At 67.7% G+C, this 15,992-nt stretch carries 15 protein-coding genes; 14 read left to right on the top strand and 1 reads right to left on the bottom strand.

Going from position 1 to position 15,992, the window contains the following annotated elements:
- Positions 1-26: 26 nt before the first annotated feature.
- Positions 27-1,577, top strand: a complete 1,551-nt coding sequence (locus CSC70_RS04230; RefSeq protein ID WP_162455420.1) for a sodium:solute symporter family transporter — start codon at positions 27-29, stop codon at positions 1,575-1,577.
- On the opposite strand, the gene ggpS is transcribed toward CSC70_RS04230, so the two are convergent.
- Positions 1,487-3,820: a glucosylglycerol-phosphate synthase gene (gene ggpS / locus CSC70_RS04225; protein ID WP_162455818.1), complete on the bottom strand. Its 2,334-nt coding sequence runs from the start codon at positions 3,818-3,820 to the stop codon at positions 1,487-1,489. The genes CSC70_RS04230 and ggpS overlap by 91 nt on opposite strands.
- A gap of 351 nt (positions 3,821-4,171) precedes the next feature.
- On the opposite strand from ggpS, the gene CSC70_RS04220 reads away from it, so the two are divergent.
- The 13 genes from CSC70_RS04220 (at position 4,172) to ybgC (ending at position 15,957) form a co-directional block, all read left to right on the top strand.
- Positions 4,172-5,386: a cation:proton antiporter gene (locus tag CSC70_RS04220; RefSeq protein ID WP_162455419.1), complete on the top strand. Its 1,215-nt coding sequence runs from the start codon at positions 4,172-4,174 to the stop codon at positions 5,384-5,386.
- A 25-nt stretch (positions 5,387-5,411) separates the two neighbouring features.
- A complete protein-coding gene (locus tag CSC70_RS04215; RefSeq protein WP_162455418.1) occupies positions 5,412-5,753 on the top strand; it encodes an FmdB family zinc ribbon protein in 342 nt (113 codons plus the stop codon).
- A gap of 31 nt (positions 5,754-5,784) precedes the next feature.
- Positions 5,785-6,390, top strand: a complete 606-nt coding sequence (locus CSC70_RS04210) for a hypothetical protein (RefSeq protein WP_162455417.1) — start codon at positions 5,785-5,787, stop codon at positions 6,388-6,390.
- Positions 6,391-6,451: 61 nt separating this feature from the next.
- On the top strand, positions 6,452-8,203 hold the full coding sequence (gene aspS / locus CSC70_RS04205) for an aspartate--tRNA ligase (protein WP_162455416.1): 1,752 nt from the start codon (positions 6,452-6,454) through the stop codon (positions 8,201-8,203).
- A gap of 91 nt (positions 8,204-8,294) precedes the next feature.
- The gene (locus CSC70_RS04200; RefSeq protein WP_162455415.1) at positions 8,295-8,816 is read left to right on the top strand and encodes a GNAT family N-acetyltransferase; all 522 of its coding nucleotides are present in this window, start codon (positions 8,295-8,297) and stop codon (positions 8,814-8,816) included.
- 19 nt (positions 8,817-8,835) lie between these two features.
- A complete protein-coding gene (locus CSC70_RS04195; protein WP_162455414.1) occupies positions 8,836-9,453 on the top strand; it encodes an esterase/lipase family protein in 618 nt (205 codons plus the stop codon).
- A gap of 73 nt (positions 9,454-9,526) precedes the next feature.
- The gene (locus tag CSC70_RS04190) at positions 9,527-10,258 is read left to right on the top strand and encodes a YebC/PmpR family DNA-binding transcriptional regulator (RefSeq protein WP_162455413.1); all 732 of its coding nucleotides are present in this window, start codon (positions 9,527-9,529) and stop codon (positions 10,256-10,258) included.
- A gap of 9 nt (positions 10,259-10,267) precedes the next feature.
- Positions 10,268-10,789, top strand: coding sequence for a crossover junction endodeoxyribonuclease RuvC (ruvC, locus tag CSC70_RS04185; protein WP_162455412.1), 522 nt, complete (start codon positions 10,268-10,270; stop codon positions 10,787-10,789).
- The gene (gene ruvA, locus CSC70_RS04180) at positions 10,786-11,373 is read left to right on the top strand and encodes a Holliday junction branch migration protein RuvA (RefSeq protein ID WP_162455411.1); all 588 of its coding nucleotides are present in this window, start codon (positions 10,786-10,788) and stop codon (positions 11,371-11,373) included. The genes ruvC and ruvA overlap by 4 nt, the downstream gene beginning before the upstream one ends.
- A gap of 28 nt (positions 11,374-11,401) precedes the next feature.
- Positions 11,402-13,333 carry a potassium transporter Kup gene (locus tag CSC70_RS04175; RefSeq protein ID WP_162455410.1) on the top strand — a complete coding sequence of 644 codons (1,932 nt, stop codon included), beginning with the start codon at positions 11,402-11,404 and terminating at the stop codon, positions 13,331-13,333.
- Between the two features lie 91 nt (positions 13,334-13,424).
- Positions 13,425-14,450 (top strand): LLM class flavin-dependent oxidoreductase, encoded by a 1,026-nt coding sequence (locus CSC70_RS04170; RefSeq protein WP_162455409.1) that lies wholly within the window; start codon positions 13,425-13,427, stop codon positions 14,448-14,450.
- Positions 14,451-14,494: 44 nt separating this feature from the next.
- Positions 14,495-15,535 (top strand): Holliday junction branch migration DNA helicase RuvB, encoded by a 1,041-nt coding sequence (gene ruvB, locus CSC70_RS04165; protein ID WP_162455408.1) that lies wholly within the window; start codon positions 14,495-14,497, stop codon positions 15,533-15,535.
- Positions 15,532-15,957, top strand: coding sequence for a tol-pal system-associated acyl-CoA thioesterase (ybgC, locus tag CSC70_RS04160; protein WP_162455407.1), 426 nt, complete (start codon positions 15,532-15,534; stop codon positions 15,955-15,957). Before ruvB ends, ybgC begins: the two co-directional genes overlap by 4 nt.
- Positions 15,958-15,992: the final 35 nt, after the last annotated feature.

The raw sequence follows: 15,992 nt of genomic DNA, 5'->3' as shown, positions 1-15,992 counted from the left end.
ACCCCCGCACGCATTGCACGAGGAAGATGGGAGCGCTGCACACGCTCGACTACGCCGTTCTGCTGGCGTATCTGCTGATTGTGATCGTGGTCTGCGTGCGCGTGGCGCGACGCAGTCCCGACAGCGACGAATTGTTCCTGGCCGGGCGTTCGCTGGGAGCGGGCATGGTTGGCTTGTCGCTGTTCGCTTCCAACATCTCCTCGACCACCCTGATCGGCCTGCCTGGCGCGGCCTGGTCCTCGGGCATCGCGGTGGCCAACTACGAATGGATGGCGGCGCTGGTGCTGCTGTTCGCCGCCCGTTTCGTCATCCCGGTGTTCCTGCGCGATCGCCTGACCACGGTGCCGGAGTTGCTGGAAAAGCGCTTCGATGCGCGCATGCGCAAGTACCTGTCGGCGGTGACGGTGTTCCTGGCGATCGTGCTGGACACCGCCGGCAGCCTGTATGCCGGCGCGCTGGTGTTGCAGGTGTTCTTTCCGCAGTTGCCGCTGACCCCGACCATCGTCGCGATCGCGTTGTTCGCCGGCCTGTATACCGCTGCCGGCGGCCTGCGCGCGGTGGTCTATACCGATGCGCTGCAGACCGTGGTGTTGCTGGCCGGGTCGGCGCTGTTGGCCGGGGTAGTGTTCTCGCAGTTCGACTTCTCCTGGTCGCGGATGATGGCGGCGGTGCCCGACGATCACCTGTCGCTGATCCGTCCGCTGGACGATCCCGAACTGCCGTGGCTGGGCACCCTGATCGGCCTGCCGATCCTGGGCTTCTACTACTGGACGATGAACCAGTATGTGTCGCAGCGGTTGCTGGGCGCACGCAGCGTCGATGCGGCGGCCGGCGGTTCGCTGATCGCGGCAGCGCTGAAGCTGCTGCCGTTGTTCCTGATGGTGCTGCCGGGAGCGATGGCGGCGGCGCTGCTGCCGGACCTGCAGCGCGGCGACGAGGTGTTTGCCCAGCTGATCCGGCATTACGCGCCGGTCGGCGTGGCCGGACTGATCCTGGCAGGCCTGCTGGCGGCGATCATGTCGAGCGTGGATTCGGCGCTGAACTCGGCTTCGACCCTGATCAGTGTCGATTTCGTGCAGCCGCACCGGCCGGGCATGGATACCCGCGCGCTGGCCCGGCTTGGACGTGTGCTGACCCTGGTGCTGATGGCGCTGGCGGCATTGTGGGCGCCGCAGATCCAGCATTTCCCCGGCCTGTTCGCCTATCTGCAGCAGGCCTTCGCCTATGTCACTCCGCCACTGGTGGCGGTATTCGTGATGGCGATGTGGAACCGCCGCATCGGCGCCGACGCCGCTTTCCTCGGCACCCTGAGTGGGCATGCACTGAGCCTGGCCTGGTTCGCCGCCACCCAGCTGGGCTGGGCGAACCTGCATTTCAGCATCGTCGCCGGCGTGCTGTTCGCCGCCACCTGCGGCTTCATCCTGCTGTGGCAGCTGCTGCGCGGCCGGCCGGCGGACGCGCAGCAGCTGGCGGCGGTGGCATCGCCTCAGGCGGCGGCGCTGCCGGCCTTGCCGCTGCGCCTGGGCATGCTCTTGGTCGCCTTGCTGACCTTCCTGCTGGTGCTGGCCTTCTGGTGAGCCGGCTGCACGGCCTGTTTCACCGCGGCCAGGAACTCGCGGCCCCAGCGGTCGATGTCGTGGTATTCGACGATGTCGTACAGCTGGCGCATGCGGCCGGCGGCTTCGTCGTCGGGCATCGACAGCGCCTGTTCCAGCGCCGCGCTCAGGTCGGCCTGGTCGTGCGGGTTGGTCAGCACCGCGCCCTTCAGCTCGGCGGCGGCGCCGGCGAATTCGGACAGCACCAGTGCGCCGCTGCTGCCTTCGATGCCGTGGGTGGCGACGAATTCCTTGGCAACCAGGTTCAGGCCGTCGCGTAGCGGGGTGATCCACATCACCTGCGCAGCGGCGTAGTGCGCGACCACGTCCTCGAACGGCAGCGCCTGGGCGAAGAAGCGCACCGGGGTCCAGTCCAGCCGCGAGAAGCGACCGTTGATCCGGCCCACCGCCTGCTCGATCTGGTTCTGCAGGGTGCGGTAGACAGTCATCTCTCGTGCGGCCGGCACGCAGACCATCAGCAGGGTGACCTTGCCCTGCAGCTGCGGCCGGGTTTCCAGCAGGCGCTCGTAGGCTTCCAGCTTGGCCAGGGTGCCCTTGGTGTAGTCCAGCCGCTCGATCGACAACACCAGCTTGCGTGCGCCGATCTCGCGCCGCAGTTTGTACACGTTGTTGCGCACGTCCGGATTGGCTAGCACGTCGCGGATCCGCTTCAGGTCGGTACCGACCGGATGCGCGCCCAGCGCGACCACGCGATCGCCGACCCGCAGGCGCGTGGTCATGGTGTCCAGCCCGACCGCGCAGCCGTAGGTGACGAAGCGCGGTGCGCAGTTCTGCATTTCCAGCCGCTCGACCGGCATCACCCCGCGCACGACGTCGACGAAGTTTTCGACCTGGCGCGGGATGTGGAAGCCGATGTAGTCGCAGCTGAGCAGGCTGCCGATGATCTCGCGTCGCCACGGCACCACGTTGAAGACGTCGGCGGAGGGGAAATAGGTGTGGTGGAAAAAGGCGATCTTCAGGTCCGGGCGGATCTCGCGCAGGTACGCCGGCACCATCCACAGGTTGTAGTCGTGGATCCACACGGTGGCGCCGTGCGCGGCTTCGGCGGCGGTGGTTTCGGCGAACTTGCGGTTGACCTTCAGGAATACCTGCCAGTCGTCCTCGCGGAAACGCGCGCGTTCCCAGAACACGTGCAGCATCGGCCAGAACGCCTCTTTCGAGAAACGCTTGTAGAAGATGTCCACTTCCTGCTTGCTCAGCGGCACCCGCGCCGCGGTCAGGGTGGGGTAGTGCTCGGGATCGACTTCGGTATGGACCTCGAATGGGCCCTGCTTCGGGTCCTCGATGCTCCACGCCACCCACGAGCCGGCCTGGCCGCCGTGGAAGAAGCTCAGCAGCGAGGGAATGATGCCGTTGGGGGATTTCGGACGCCGGCGTACCCGCTGGCCGTCCTCGACGACCTCCTCGTACGGCAGCCGGTGATAGACCATCACCAGTTCGGCCTTGCCCTTGTCGGGACGGCTCGGCGTGTCCAGGCCGCTGTCGTCATCGGCGAGCAGACGGAAGTGGTCGATGGCCTCGAGGATGCCGCCGCAGCCCGGCGCTTGCGCGTGGTAGGTCTCGGACAACGAGCCGGTGGCCTCGATCAGCGCCGGCTCGGATTCGCCGACGCAGACGCCGTGGAAGCCGGCCATGTACATCGACAGGTCGTTCAGGGTGTCGCCGGCGACCAGGATGCGCTCGCGCGGCAGGTCCAGTTGCCGGGTCAGCGCACGCAGGGTGCGGCCCTTGTCGGTGTCCGGCGGCAGGATGTCCAGGTAGCGGTCGGCCGAATACAGCACGTCGCAGCCCAGCGCGCTGGCCACATGCTCGATCGCCGCGCGGATCGGGCCCAACGTTTCCGGGTCGCAGAAGTACGAACAGCGGCGCTCCTGCGGCACGTCCTGGCGCTGCAGTTGCGGGAAGGCGCGCATCGCCTCGAGCACGACCTGTTCGCCCGGCCAGCGCGATTCGATGGTTGATTGCAGCGGCTGCAGCGGCTGCAGGCTGCGGCCGTCGACCACGGTGGCGCCGACATCGCAGACCACATGGTCCGGGCGCGGCATCGACGGGTCGGTCAGCAGCGGCATGACCGCTTCCAGGCCGCGTCCGGTGATGAAGATCAGGTGGATGTCGGGGTGCTGGTCGACCAGCCGGTACAGGCGGTGGCGGTCCTCGGCCGACCCGGCGAGGAAGGTACCGTCGAGATCGGTGGCCAGGATCAGTCTGGGCGTGCGGCGCGGGGCCACGGACGGACGGGACGGGGAATTGCGGACAGCGTTTTTGGGGGTCAACGGACTTCCTGACAGCGGGCGGGAGCGGGTGCCGGTGCCTGGAAACTTCTTCCGTGGAAAGCAGGAGCGGTCCCGGTGGGCGGGACCGGTTCGCGCCGGCGTCGGGGCGCGGTGTTGCACCGGTGGAGTTCTATCTTGGAATCATAACATATTGATTGAATTGGACAAAATTCCGGCGATGGGCGGAGCCGGCTTTGCGGGGGTGGTAACGTGGCACGGAGGGAATGCGTTGCGGGCGTGGTTGTCCGGGCGCCATCAGGACTTCGAGGACCCCCACCGCCGATGAGCAACGAACTGATCTACCTGCTGCTGATTTTCGCTCTGCTGGTCATTCCGCGCGCGCTGCAGCGCTGGAAGATCCCGGCGCCGCTGACCTGCCTGCTGTTCGGGGTGGCGGCGATGCTGGTCTGGCACGAACGGGCGCACGATCCGGTGATCGGCATGCTGGCGACGCTGGGCATCTCCTCGCTGTTCCTGTTCGCCGGCCTGGAGGTCGAGCTGCGCGACCTGCGCAAGGGGCTGGGACCGCTGTTGGCGCATCTGGCGATCCGCACCGTGGTGCTGGTCGGCCTGTCGTGGCTGGCCTGGCACTACTTCGACCTTGGCTGGCAGGCGTCCGGCCTGCTGGCGCTGGCGCTGCTGACGCCGTCCACCGGCTTCATCCTCGATACCCTGGCGCGGCTGGGTCTGGACGAGCAGGAGCGCTTCTGGGTCACCAGCAAGGCCATCGCCGGCGAGCTGCTGGCGCTGGCGGCGCTGTTCGTGGTGCTGCAGGCCAGCGACCCGACGAAGATGGCGGTGTCGTCCGGGGTCATGCTGGCGATGCTGGTCGGTTTGCCGCTGGTGTTCGTCGCGCTGGGGCGCTGGGTGGCGCCGCATGCGCCGGGCTCGGAATTCTCGCTGCTGGTCATGGTCGGGCTGGTGGCGGCCTACATCAGCTACAAGCTGGGCGTGTACTACCTGGTCGGCGCCTTCATCGCCGGCCTGGTCGCGCGCCTGCTGCAGGTACGGATGCCGCTGCTGGCCTCGGAGGCCAACCTGCATGCGGTGCGCCTGTTCGCCTCGTTCTTCGTGCCGTTCTATTTCTTCAACGCCGGCACCCGGGTGCCCGAGGATGCGCTGAGCTGGAAGGCGCTCGGGATTGGCCTGGCGCTGACCGCGGTGGTGCTGCCGCTGCGGATCGCGGTGCTGTGGTTGCAGCGGCGGCTGATGTTCCGGCAGGAAAGCAGCGGCAACAGCCTGCGGGTATCGCTGGCGCTGGCGCCGACGCTGATCTTCACCCTGGTGCTGGCCGGGATCATGCGCGACCGCTTCCATATCCCGCCGGAGCTGTTCGGCGGCTTGCTGCTGTACGCCACCCTGACTACCCTGCTGCCGTCGCTGGTGTTCCGGGCGCCGTTCGATGTCGAACCGGTCGAGGATCGGGTGCTGCATCCGGACGACGTGATCGCGCGCCGGCTTGATTCCGCGGCCGCCGCCCCCAAAATTGCCGATTGAACCCCCTTTCCGCCGTTCCGACGCCATGCCGATCTATGCCTTCCAGTGCGCCGCCTGTGGCCACAGTTTCGACCGCCTGCAGAAGATGTCCGACCCCGATCCCGACACCTGCCCTGAATGCGGGGCGAAGGCGGTCAAACGGCAGGTGACCGCGCCGTCGTTCCGGCTGGCGGGCAGCGGCTGGTACGAGACCGACTTCAAGAAGGACGGCGACAAGAAGCGCAACCTGGCCGCCGGCGAGAGCGGTGGGTCGTCCGGCGAATCCAAGCTGGACGCCGCCGCAGGCAAGACCGAAGCGGCCAAGCCTGCCGAGAGCGCCAAACCGGCGGCGAAATCCGAGTCCAAGCCGTCGAGTCCGGCATCGTGAGTCTGTGCCGCGCCGATGGCAGGAACGCGCGATGAAGGCGCATCTTGCGGCCGTGCTGCTGGTGTTCGCAGCCTCGGGTTGCGCCAGTACTTCCGAACCGCCGGCGCCGGCCGATGCCTTTCTCGCCGCGCTGGCAGCGCATTGCGGGCAGGCTTACGGCGGCCGCATCGTCGCCAACCAGCCGGCTTCGGCCACGCCGGATCCGTTCGAAGGCAAGGCGCTGGTGATGCATGTGCGCGGCTGTGCACAGCCCGGGCACGAGATCCGGGTGCCGTTCCACGTCGGCGAAGACCGCTCGCGGACCTGGGTCCTCAGCCGCACGGCCAGCGGCTTGAGGCTCAAGCACGACCATCGGCATGCCGATGGCAGCCCCGATGCGGTGACCCTGTACGGCGGCGACACTCTTACTCCCGGCAGTGCTTCGAAGCAGGAGTTCCCGGTCGATGCGGAGTCGGTGGAGATGTTCCGCCGGGAGGGGCTGACCGCCTCGCTTCGCAACACCTGGACGATAGAGCTGCAGCCGGGGCAGACCTTTGCCTACCAGCTCGGCCGGCCCGACGGGCGCCTGTTCCGGGTCGAATTCGACCTGACCCGGCCGCTGCCGACGCCCCTGCCGCCCTGGGGCGCCGAAGACTGAGCCGTTGCCGGTTAGACTAGGCGGCTTTCCGGCGCGACCGGACGGATTTCGCGGAGCCTCCATGCGTACCCACTATTGCGGCCTGATCGACGAATCGATGATCGGGCAGACGGTCACCCTGTGTGGCTGGACCGACGTTGCCCGCAACCTGGGCGGCGTGTGCTTCATCGACCTGCGCGACCACGAAGGCATCGTGCAGGTGACGGTGGAACCGGATGCCGCCGAGGTGTTCGCGGTAGCCGAGCAGTTGGGCTACGAAGACGTGTTGCAGGTCGAAGGCACGGTGCGCGCCCGCCATGCGGTCAACGACAAGATCCGCACCGGCAAGGTCGAGGTGATCGCGACCAGGATCGGGATCCTCAACAAGGCCGAGCCGCTGCCGTTCCACGCCCACGAGAATCCGGGCGAGGACACGCGCCTGAAATATCGTTACCTGGACCTGCGGCGGCCCGAGATGCAGCGCATGCAGCGCACCCGCATCCGCCTGGTGCAGGCGCTGCGTCGCTGGCTGGATGCGCGCGGCTTTCAGGACATCGAAACGCCGATCCTGACCAAGGCCACGCCGGAAGGCGCGCGCGACTTCCTGGTTCCGGCGCGCATGCACGCCGGCGAGTTCTACGCCTTGCCGCAGAGCCCGCAGCTGTTCAAGCAGATCCTGATGGTGGCCGGCTTCGACCGCTACTACCAGATCGCGCGCTGCTTCCGCGACGAGGCGCTGCGCGCCGACCGCCAGCTGGAGTTCACCCAGCTCGACATGGAATTCGCGTTCGTGCAGGAGCGCGATGTGCAGGACACGGTCGAGGGCATGGTCCGCGACATCTTCAAGGAAGTGATGGACGTCGAACTGGACGCGCAATTCCCGCGCCTGACTTGGGCCGAGGCGATGCGTCGCTACGGCTCCGACAAGCCCGACCTGCGCATCGATCTGGAACTCGTGGACGTGGCCGAACTGGTGAAGGACAGCGGGTTTGCCGTGTTCACTGGCCCCGCCAACGACCCCGACGGTCGCGTCGCTGCGCTGCGCATCCCCGGCGGTGCGTCGCTGTCGCGCAAGCAGATCGACGAATACGCCGCGCACGCCGCCAAGTACGGCGCAAAGGGGCTGGCCTACATCAAGCTCGACGAAGCGGGCGCGGTCAGCTCGCCGATCCAGAAGTTCTTCGACGAGGACGCGTTCGGCGTGCTGCTGAAGCACGTCGGCGCCGGCAACGGCGACATCGTGTTCTTCGGCGCCGGCGGCTACAACAAGGTCAGCGATTTCATGGGCGCGGTGCGGCTGAAGGCCGGCAAGGACTTCGGCCTCGTGCAGGATGGCTGGAAGCCGCTGTGGGTCACCGATTTCCCGATGTTCGAGTGGGACGAGGAGGCGCAGCGCCACGTGGCCCTGCATCATCCGTTCACCGCGCCGGCGGTCGATGACGTGACCGAACTGAAGGCGAATGCGAAGACTGCGGTGTCGCGCGGCTACGACATGGTGCTGAACGGCAACGAGATCGGCGGCGGCTCGATCCGTATCCACCGTCCGGAAATGCAGAGCGCGGTATTCGAACTGCTGGGCATCGGCGCCGAAGAGGCCGAGCTGAAGTTCGGCTTCCTGCTGGATGCGCTGAAATACGGCGCCCCGCCGCATGGCGGCATCGCCTTCGGCATCGACCGCATCGCTGCGTTGATGGCCGGCACCGAATCGATCCGTGACGTGATCGCGTTCCCGAAGACCACCGGCGCGCAATGCCTGATGACCGGCGCGCCGTCGCCGATTCCCGACGTGCAGCTGGCCGAAGTGCACGTGCGGGTACGGGAAAAGCAGGAGTGAGTGAAGAGGAGTGAAGAGTGAGTGGAAAGCACCATGCGTTGCGTTCTTGACTTCACTCGTTCCTCTCTCCTCGCCACTCTCCACTCGCTCCATGCTGATCCGCCGCGCGACCCCCGACGACGCCGGGACGATGTCCGCCATCGCCACGGCGACCTTCATCGAGACTTTCGGCCATCTGTATCCGCCCGAGGATCTCGAATACTTCCTGCGCACCTGCTATGCGCCCGAGGCGCAGCGCGAGGAACTGCAGGACCCGCGCAAGGCGATGTGGCTGCTGGAGAACGACGGCGTGGCCATCGGCCATGCGGCGGCCGGCCCCTGCGGCCTGCCGCACCCAGAGGTGCAGGCGGACGACGGCGAACTGAAGCGCCTGTACGTGCTGCGCGAATTCCACAATGCCGGACTCGGCGCGCAGCTGATGGACGCGGCGATGGACTGGCTGCTGCGCGAGGGGCCGCGGACGCTGTGGGTGGGCGTGTGGTCTCAGAACTTCGGTGCGCAGCGGTTCTACGCGCGCTACGGTTTCGCCAAGGCGGGCGAATACCACTTCCCGGTTGGCAACACCCTGGACGACGAGTTCATCCTGCGCCGGCCGGCTGGCCCGGCGGGCTGAATCCGGACAGACTGGCGGCATGATCCGTCGCGTACTGCTCGTGCATGGCCTGTTGAATGCGCCCTGGTGGCTGTTTCGGCTGTCGGCGGGATTGCGCGCGCAGGGCTTCGAGGTCGCGACGTTCGGATACGCCAGCGTGCTGGAGGGGCCGCGGAAGGCATTGCCGCGGCTGGTCGAGCGCCTGCGACGGCAGCCGGTCGAAGGCATGGTCGGCCATAGCCTGGGCGGACTGATGGCCTTGCAGGCCCTGCGCGCCGCGCCGGAACTGCCGGTACGGCGGGTGGTCTGCCTGGGCTCGCCCTTGCGCGGCAGCGCCACCGCGCGCAACGTGGCCGCGCACGCCTGGAGCCGGCCGCTACTGGGCTACAGCGCCGAGCTGCTGCTGGACGGCTTGCCGACCTGGGACGGGGCCGCCGAGGTCGGGATGATCGCCGGCGACGTGGCGCGCGGGCTGGGGCGGCTGTTCGCGCGCCCGGACGGGGTATCCGACGGCACCGTCGGCCTCGAGGAAACACGGCTACCGGGGCTGGCCGACCACTGCATCGTCCACAGCAGCCACACCGGACTGGTGTTTTCGGACCAGGTCGCGGCGCAGGCCGGGCAGTTCCTGCGCGAGGGCCGTTTCCTGCCGCCGTGAGCGGCAGATCGGCCCCCGATCGGGGGCAGCGTTATAATTCCCCGCTTCGCTACACCGTTTGCCGGATAACCCCATGGGCCGTGGTCCCTCGATCGAAGCACGCAAGAACGCCAGCGACGCGCAGCGCGGCAAGGTTTTCACCAAGATCATCCGCGAGATCTCGGTCGCGGCCCGCAAGGGTGGCGGCGATCCGGCAAGTAATCCGGCATTGCGCTCGGCGATCGACAAGGGTCTGGGCTTCAACATGCCCAAGGACACTATCGAGCGCGCGCTGAAGAAGGCCACCGGCGAGCTGGAAGGGGTCGAATACGAAGAGGTCCGCTACGAGGGCTATGCGCCCGGAGGAGTGGCCGTGATCGTCGATTGCCTGACCGACAACCGCGTACGCACCGTGGCCGACGTGCGCCATGCCTTCGGCAAGTTCGGCGGCAACATGGGCACCGAGGGCTCGGTGGCATTCATGTTCAAGCGGCTCGGCGTGCTGAGCTTCGCCCCCGGCGCCGACGAGGAGGCGATCACCGAGGCCGCGATCGAGGCCGGTGCCGACGACGTGGTGGTGTATCCGGACGATGGCTCGATCGACGTGCTGACCGCGCCGGACGGGTTCGGCGCGGTCAAGGCGGCGATGCAGGCCGCCGGGCTGGAGCCGGGCATCGCCGAGGTGACCTACCGCGCCGACAACGACGTGGCCGTGGAGGGCGAGAACGCGCAGCAGGTGGCCAAGCTGCTGGCCTGGCTGGAAGACTTGGACGATGTCCAGAACGTCTACTCCAACGCCGATCTCGGTGCCGACGCGTACGCGTAAGCGGACGACATGACCCGGATCCTCGGCATCGACCCCGGTTCGCAGAGGACTGGCATTGGCATCATCGACGTCGATGCGGCGGGCAAGGCCCGCAGCGTCTATCATGCGCCGCTGGTACTGCTGGGCGAGGGCGATTTTCCCCGGCGGATGAAGCGCCTGGTGAGCGGATTGAACGAAATCATCGAAACCTGGCAGCCGCAGGAAGTCGCGATGGAGAAGGTGTTCGTGTCGCGCAACCCCGACTCGGCGCTGAAGCTGGGCCAGGCGCGCGGTGCGGCGATGGCGGCGGTGGTCATGCACGACCTGCCGCTGCACGAATACGCCGCGCGCGAGGTCAAGCTGGCCGTGGTCGGCGGCGGCGGCGCGGAGAAGCAGCAGGTGCAGCACATGGTGGCGATGATGCTGGGGCTGGCCGGCAAGCTGCAGGCCGACGCGGCCGATGCGCTGGCGGTGGCCATCACCCACGCGCACGTGCGCGCGACCGCGGCGCGGCTGGGAGTGGACGCGCGACAGGCCTGGGGGCGCAAGTGATCGGTCGTCTGCGCGGCGTGCTGGCCTACAAGCAACCGCCGTGGCTGGTGGTGGACGTGGGCGGGGTCGGCTATGAACTGGAGGCGCCGATGAGCACCTTCTACGACCTCCCGGAACTTGGCCGCGAGGTCTGCCTGTTCACCCACCATGCGCAGAAGGAAGACAGCGTGTCGCTGTACGGCTTCCTGCGCGAGTCCGAGCGCCGGCTGTTCCGCGACGTGCAGAAGGTCAGCGGGGTCGGTGCGAAGATCGCGTTGGCGGTGTTGTCCGGCGTATCGGTGGACGAGTTCGCCCGCCTGGTCCAGGCCGGCGACGTCACTGCGCTGACCCGCATCCCCGGCATCGGCAAGAAGACCGCCGAACGCATGGTGGTGGAACTGCGCGACCGTGCGGCCGACTTGGCCGGTGGCGCGACGCTGCCGGCCGGCGGAGGCCCGGCCGACCCCTTGTCCGAGGCGACCATCGCGCTGCAGCAGCTGGGTTACAAGCCGGCCGAGGCGCAGCGCATGGCCCGGCAGGCCGCCGCCGATGGCGACGCGGCCGAAACCATCATCCGCAAGGCGTTGCAGTCGGCGTTGCGCTGACCGCCCATCCGTCATCGGTCGTCCGTCCATGTCCCCAGCAGAAAAGCCGCCGCTTCACGGCCAGCCGTCCTCCGCTTCCGGCCATCACGGCCACGGCAACATCGGCCTGGCCGGACTGATCGTCGGCGCCATCGGCGTGGTGTTCGGCGACATCGGCACCAGCCCGCTGTACACCATCAAGGAAGCCTTCCTGCCGCATTACGGGCTGACCGCGAACCACGACACCGTGCTCGGCGTGTTGTCCCTGGTGTTCTGGGCGCTGATGCTGACGGTGACGCTGAAGTACGTGACCATCATCATGCGCGCCGACAACGAGGGCGAGGGCGGCATCATGGCATTGATGGCGCTGGCCCAGCGCACGTTGAAAAACGGCTCCCGGTCCGCCTATGCGGTGGGCATCCTCGGCATCTTTGGTGCCTCGCTGTTCTTCGGCGATGGTGTGCTGACCCCGGCGGTGTCGGTACTCAGTGCGTTGGAAGGCATCGAGGTGGCCGCACCCAGCTTGCATGCCTGGATCGTGCCGCTGGCGCTGCTGGTGCTGGTGGGGTTGTTTGCCACCCAGCGTTTCGGCACCGCCAAGGTCGGCAAGGTGTTCGGGCCGATCACTGCAGTCTGGTTCCTGGCGCTGGCGGTGATCGGGGTGGCCAACATCCTGCATGCGCCGGAAGTGCTGAAGGCGTTCAACCCGTGGTGGGGAGCCCGCTTCTTCATCGAACACGGCTGGCATGGATTGTTCATCCTCGGCGCGGTGGTGCTGGCGGTGACCGGCGGCGAGGCGCTGTATGCCGACATGGGTCATTTCGGCCCAAAACCCATTCGCTACGCCTGGTATTTCTTCGTGCTGCCGGCGCTGATGCTGAACTATCTGGGGCAGGGCGCGCTGGTGCTGGAAGACCCGGCCGCGGTCGAGAATCCGTTCTACATCGGTGTGCCGGAATGGGCGCGCTGGCCGATGATCGCGCTGGCGACCGCAGCCACGGTGATCGCCTCGCAGGCGGTGATCACCGGCGCGTTCTCGGTGACCCGGCAAGCAATGCAGCTGGGCTATATCCCGCGCATGCGGGTCAAGCACACCTCGCAGGACACCATCGGCCAGATCTACGTGCCGGGGGTGAACTGGGCGCTGATGGTGATGGTGGTGCTGCTGGTGCTGACCTTCAAGACCTCGACCGCGCTGGCCACCGCCTACGGCATCTCGGTGTCGCTGACCATGCTGATCGACACCCTGCTGCTGGCGCTGGTGGCGCGTGCGCTGTGGCCGCGCTGGCGCAAGTGGGTGCTGCCGCTGTGCGTGGTGTTCTTCCTGATCGAGCTGGCCTTCGTGGTGGCCAACGGCGCCAAGATCATGCAGGGCGGCTGGGTGCCACTGGCGATCGGCCTGACCCTGTTCACCCTGCTGCGCACCTGGCGCCGCGGACGTGAACTGCTGCACACCGAGGTGCAGAAGGAAGGCATCCGCCTGGACGTGTTCATCCCCGGGCTGATGCTGGCGCCGCCGGTGCGGGTGCCGGGTACGGCGGTGTTCCTGACCAGCGACATCGGTGTGGTCCCGCATGCCTTCATGCACAACCTGAAGCACAACAAGGTACTGCACGAGCGCAATGTGTTCCTGACCGCCGAGACGCTGACCACGCCATACGCGCCGAAGAACAGGCAGCTGAAGATCGAGTCGATCGGCGACGAGTTCTACCGGGTCACGGTGCGTTTCGGCTTCATGGAAACGCCGGACATTCCGCAGGCGCTGATGCGCAGCTGCGACAAGGGCGGCATTTATTTCGACCCGATGGACACCACCTATTTCGTCAGCCGCGAAACCATCGTCGCGCGCGCGCGCGGCGGCATGCCGATCTGGCGCGACAAGCTGTTCGCATTGATGCACCGCAACGCCGCGCCGGCCAACCAGTTCTTCCGCATCCCCGGCAACCGCCTGGTCGAGCTGGGTTCGCAGGTGGAGATCTGATCCGGCGCGGGCATTGCCGATGCAGTGACGGTCCGCAGCATTCCATGCCGGGGGCCGACAGACGGCGCAGGGCGGGGGAGAATTCCTGTCCATGAACTCGCCATCCGAATCCGCGCTCTGTCGCATCCCGTATTCCCTGCTCGACCTGGCGCCGGTCTGCGAAGGCAGCACGCCGGCGCAGGCCTTTGTCAATACGCTGGACCTGGCCCGGCATGCCGAAATGCTGGGCTATACCCGCTACTGGCTGGCCGAGCACCACAACATGCCGGGCATCGCCAGCGCGGCGACCGCGGTGCTGATCGGCCACATCGCCGGCGGCACTTCGCGTATCCGGGTCGGTGCCGGCGGCATCATGCTGCCCAACCACGCGCCGCTGCAGGTGGCCGAGCAGTTCGGCACGCTGGCGTCGTTGTATCCGGGGCGGATCGACCTGGGGCTCGGGCGGGCGCCGGGCACCGACCAGCCCACCGCCCGCGCGCTGCGGCGCTACTACGCCAGCGCCGATGCGTTTCCGGCCGACGTGACCGAGCTGCTGCGCTATTTCGAACCGGTGCGCCCGGGACAGGCGGTGCAGGCGGTTCCGGGCGGCGGCATCGAGGTGCCAGTGTGGATCCTGGGCTCCAGCCTGTTCGGGGCCCAATTGGCGGCGGCACTGGGACTGCCCTATGCCTTCGCCTCGCATTTCGCCCCGGCGGCGATGGAGGAAGCGCTGGCGTTGTACCGGCGCGATTTCCGTCCGTCCGCGCGCCTGCAGCAGCCGTACGCGATGCTGGCGCTGAACGTGGTCGCCGCCGATACCGGCGCCGAAGCGAGGCGGCTGTTCACCACCCAGCAGCAGAGTTTCGTGCGTCTGCGCCGCGGCCAGCCGGGACTGATCCCGCCGCCCCTGGACGACATCGAGACGTTCTGGACGCCGCAGGAGAAGGCCATGGTGGAGCAGGCGCTGGCCTGCGCGGTGATCGGCGACGCCGCCGACGTGGCCGAGGGCATCGCCGCTTTCGCCGCCCGTCACCGGCCCGACGAGCTGATGCTGACGGCCAACATCTTCGACCATGCCGCGCGCCGGCATTCGTTCGCGCTGGCGGCTCGCGCCTTTGCCGCCCGGGGCACGCAGTAGGCGTAGCCGGTGCGCCGCCGCGTGCGGCATGCGAACATAGCCGGATGAGCGAAGAGCGCATCATCGCCGCCGGTTCCACCCGCGAGGACGAGGCCATCGAGGCCAGCATCCGCCCGCAGCGACTGGACGACTACCTGGGCCAGCAGCCGGTACGCGAGCAGCTGGGCATCTACATCGAGGCGGCCAAGCGCCGCGGCGAATCGCTCGACCATGTGCTGATCTTCGGTCCGCCGGGGCTGGGCAAGACCACTCTGAGCCATGTCATCGCCAACGAGCTGGGGGTCAGCCTGCGGGTGACCTCGGGACCAGTGATCGAGAAGGCTGGCGATCTGGCGGCGCTGCTGACCAACCTGCAGCCGCACGACGTGCTGTTCATCGACGAGATCCACCGCATGTCGCCGGTGGTCGAGGAAGTGCTGTACCCGGCGATGGAAGACTTCCAGATCGACATCATGATCGGCGAGGGCCCGGCCGCGCGCTCGATCAAGCTGGACCTGCCGCCGTTCACCCTGATCGGCGCCACCACCCGCGCCGGCCTGCTGACCGCGCCGCTGCGCGACCGCTTCGGCATCGTGCAGCGGCTGGAATTCTATTCGGCCGAGGAACTGGGGCGGATCGTGCAGCGTTCGGCGCGGATCCTCGGCATCGACTGCCAGCCCGAGGGCGCGGCCGAGATCGCGCGCCGTTCGCGCGGCACCCCGCGGATCGCCAACCGCCTGTTGCGGCGGGTGCGCGACTACGCCCAGGTCAAGGCCGCCGGCCACATCGACCGCGAGGTGGCGCATGCGGCGATGGCGATGCTGAAGGTCGATCCGGAAGGGTTCGACGAACTCGATCGCCGGCTGCTGAACCTGATCGTGGAAAACTTCGACGGCGGCCCGGTCGGGGTGGAATCGCTGGCCGCGGCCCTGTCCGAGGAGCGCGGCACGCTGGAAGACGTGATCGAGCCGTTCCTGATCCAGCAGGGCTTCCTGGTCCGTACTGCGCGCGGGCGCATGGCCAGCCACAAGGCCTACCGCCATCTGGGGCTGAAGCCGCGCAATCCCGACGCCGACCTGTTCGCCGAGACCCAGGACGAGGCATGAGCGATTCGCCGGTGTTCAGCCTGCCGACAAGGGTGTACTGGGAAGATACCGATGCCGGTGGCGTGGTGTACCACGCGCAGTACCTGGCCTTCCTTGAGCGCGCCCGTACCGAGTGGCTGCGCGCCCATGGCTACGGTCAGGAACTTCTGCGCCAGTCCCACGATCTGGTGTTCGCGGTGCGGGAAATGCGGATCGATTTCCTCAAACCCGCGCGGCTGGACGACCTGCTGCAGGTCGAAGTGGAGCTGCGCCAGTGCCGGCGCGCCAGCTTTGCGTTCGCGCAGCGCATCGTGCGCGACGGGACGCTGCTGCTGACGGCGCAGGTGCGGGTGGCGGCGCTGAAAGCCTCGGCCTTCAGCCCCGTTGCGTTGCCTGCCACGTTGTACCAGGCATTCAAGTCGCTGGAAGCGGCGGATGTCTGAACCGATTCCGGGAACGAATCCCGACATGTTCCCCC

Source organism: Pseudoxanthomonas kalamensis DSM 18571 (assembly GCF_010211745.1).
Taxonomy (GTDB): Bacteria; Pseudomonadota; Gammaproteobacteria; order Xanthomonadales; family Xanthomonadaceae; genus Pseudoxanthomonas_A; species Pseudoxanthomonas_A kalamensis.
Note: the sequence above shows the minus strand (reverse complement) of the source record. Positions and strands in the feature narration are given on the sequence as shown.

What these genes read in the sequence shown, in the direction of transcription:
- CSC70_RS04220 (WP_162455419.1), top strand. Translation starts at nt 4,172, where the DNA reads ATGAGCAACGAACTGATCTACCTGCTGCTGATTTTCGCTCTGCTGGTC.
- CSC70_RS04190 (WP_162455413.1), top strand. Translation starts at nt 9,527, where the DNA reads ATGGGCCGTGGTCCCTCGATCGAAGCACGCAAGAACGCCAGCGACGCG.
- ybgC (WP_162455407.1), top strand. Translation starts at nt 15,532, where the DNA reads ATGAGCGATTCGCCGGTGTTCAGCCTGCCGACAAGGGTGTACTGGGAA.
- CSC70_RS04230 (WP_162455420.1), top strand. Translation starts at nt 27, where the DNA reads ATGGGAGCGCTGCACACGCTCGACTACGCCGTTCTGCTGGCGTATCTG.
- CSC70_RS04170 (WP_162455409.1), top strand. Translation starts at nt 13,425, where the DNA reads ATGAACTCGCCATCCGAATCCGCGCTCTGTCGCATCCCGTATTCCCTG.
- CSC70_RS04195 (WP_162455414.1), top strand. Translation starts at nt 8,836, where the DNA reads ATGATCCGTCGCGTACTGCTCGTGCATGGCCTGTTGAATGCGCCCTGG.
- CSC70_RS04200 (WP_162455415.1), top strand. Translation starts at nt 8,295, where the DNA reads ATGCTGATCCGCCGCGCGACCCCCGACGACGCCGGGACGATGTCCGCC.
- CSC70_RS04210 (WP_162455417.1), top strand. Translation starts at nt 5,785, where the DNA reads ATGAAGGCGCATCTTGCGGCCGTGCTGCTGGTGTTCGCAGCCTCGGGT.
- CSC70_RS04175 (WP_162455410.1), top strand. Translation starts at nt 11,402, where the DNA reads ATGTCCCCAGCAGAAAAGCCGCCGCTTCACGGCCAGCCGTCCTCCGCT.
- ruvC (WP_162455412.1), top strand. Translation starts at nt 10,268, where the DNA reads ATGACCCGGATCCTCGGCATCGACCCCGGTTCGCAGAGGACTGGCATT.
- ruvB (WP_162455408.1), top strand. Translation starts at nt 14,495, where the DNA reads ATGAGCGAAGAGCGCATCATCGCCGCCGGTTCCACCCGCGAGGACGAG.
- aspS (WP_162455416.1), top strand. Translation starts at nt 6,452, where the DNA reads ATGCGTACCCACTATTGCGGCCTGATCGACGAATCGATGATCGGGCAG.
- CSC70_RS04215 (WP_162455418.1), top strand. Translation starts at nt 5,412, where the DNA reads ATGCCGATCTATGCCTTCCAGTGCGCCGCCTGTGGCCACAGTTTCGAC.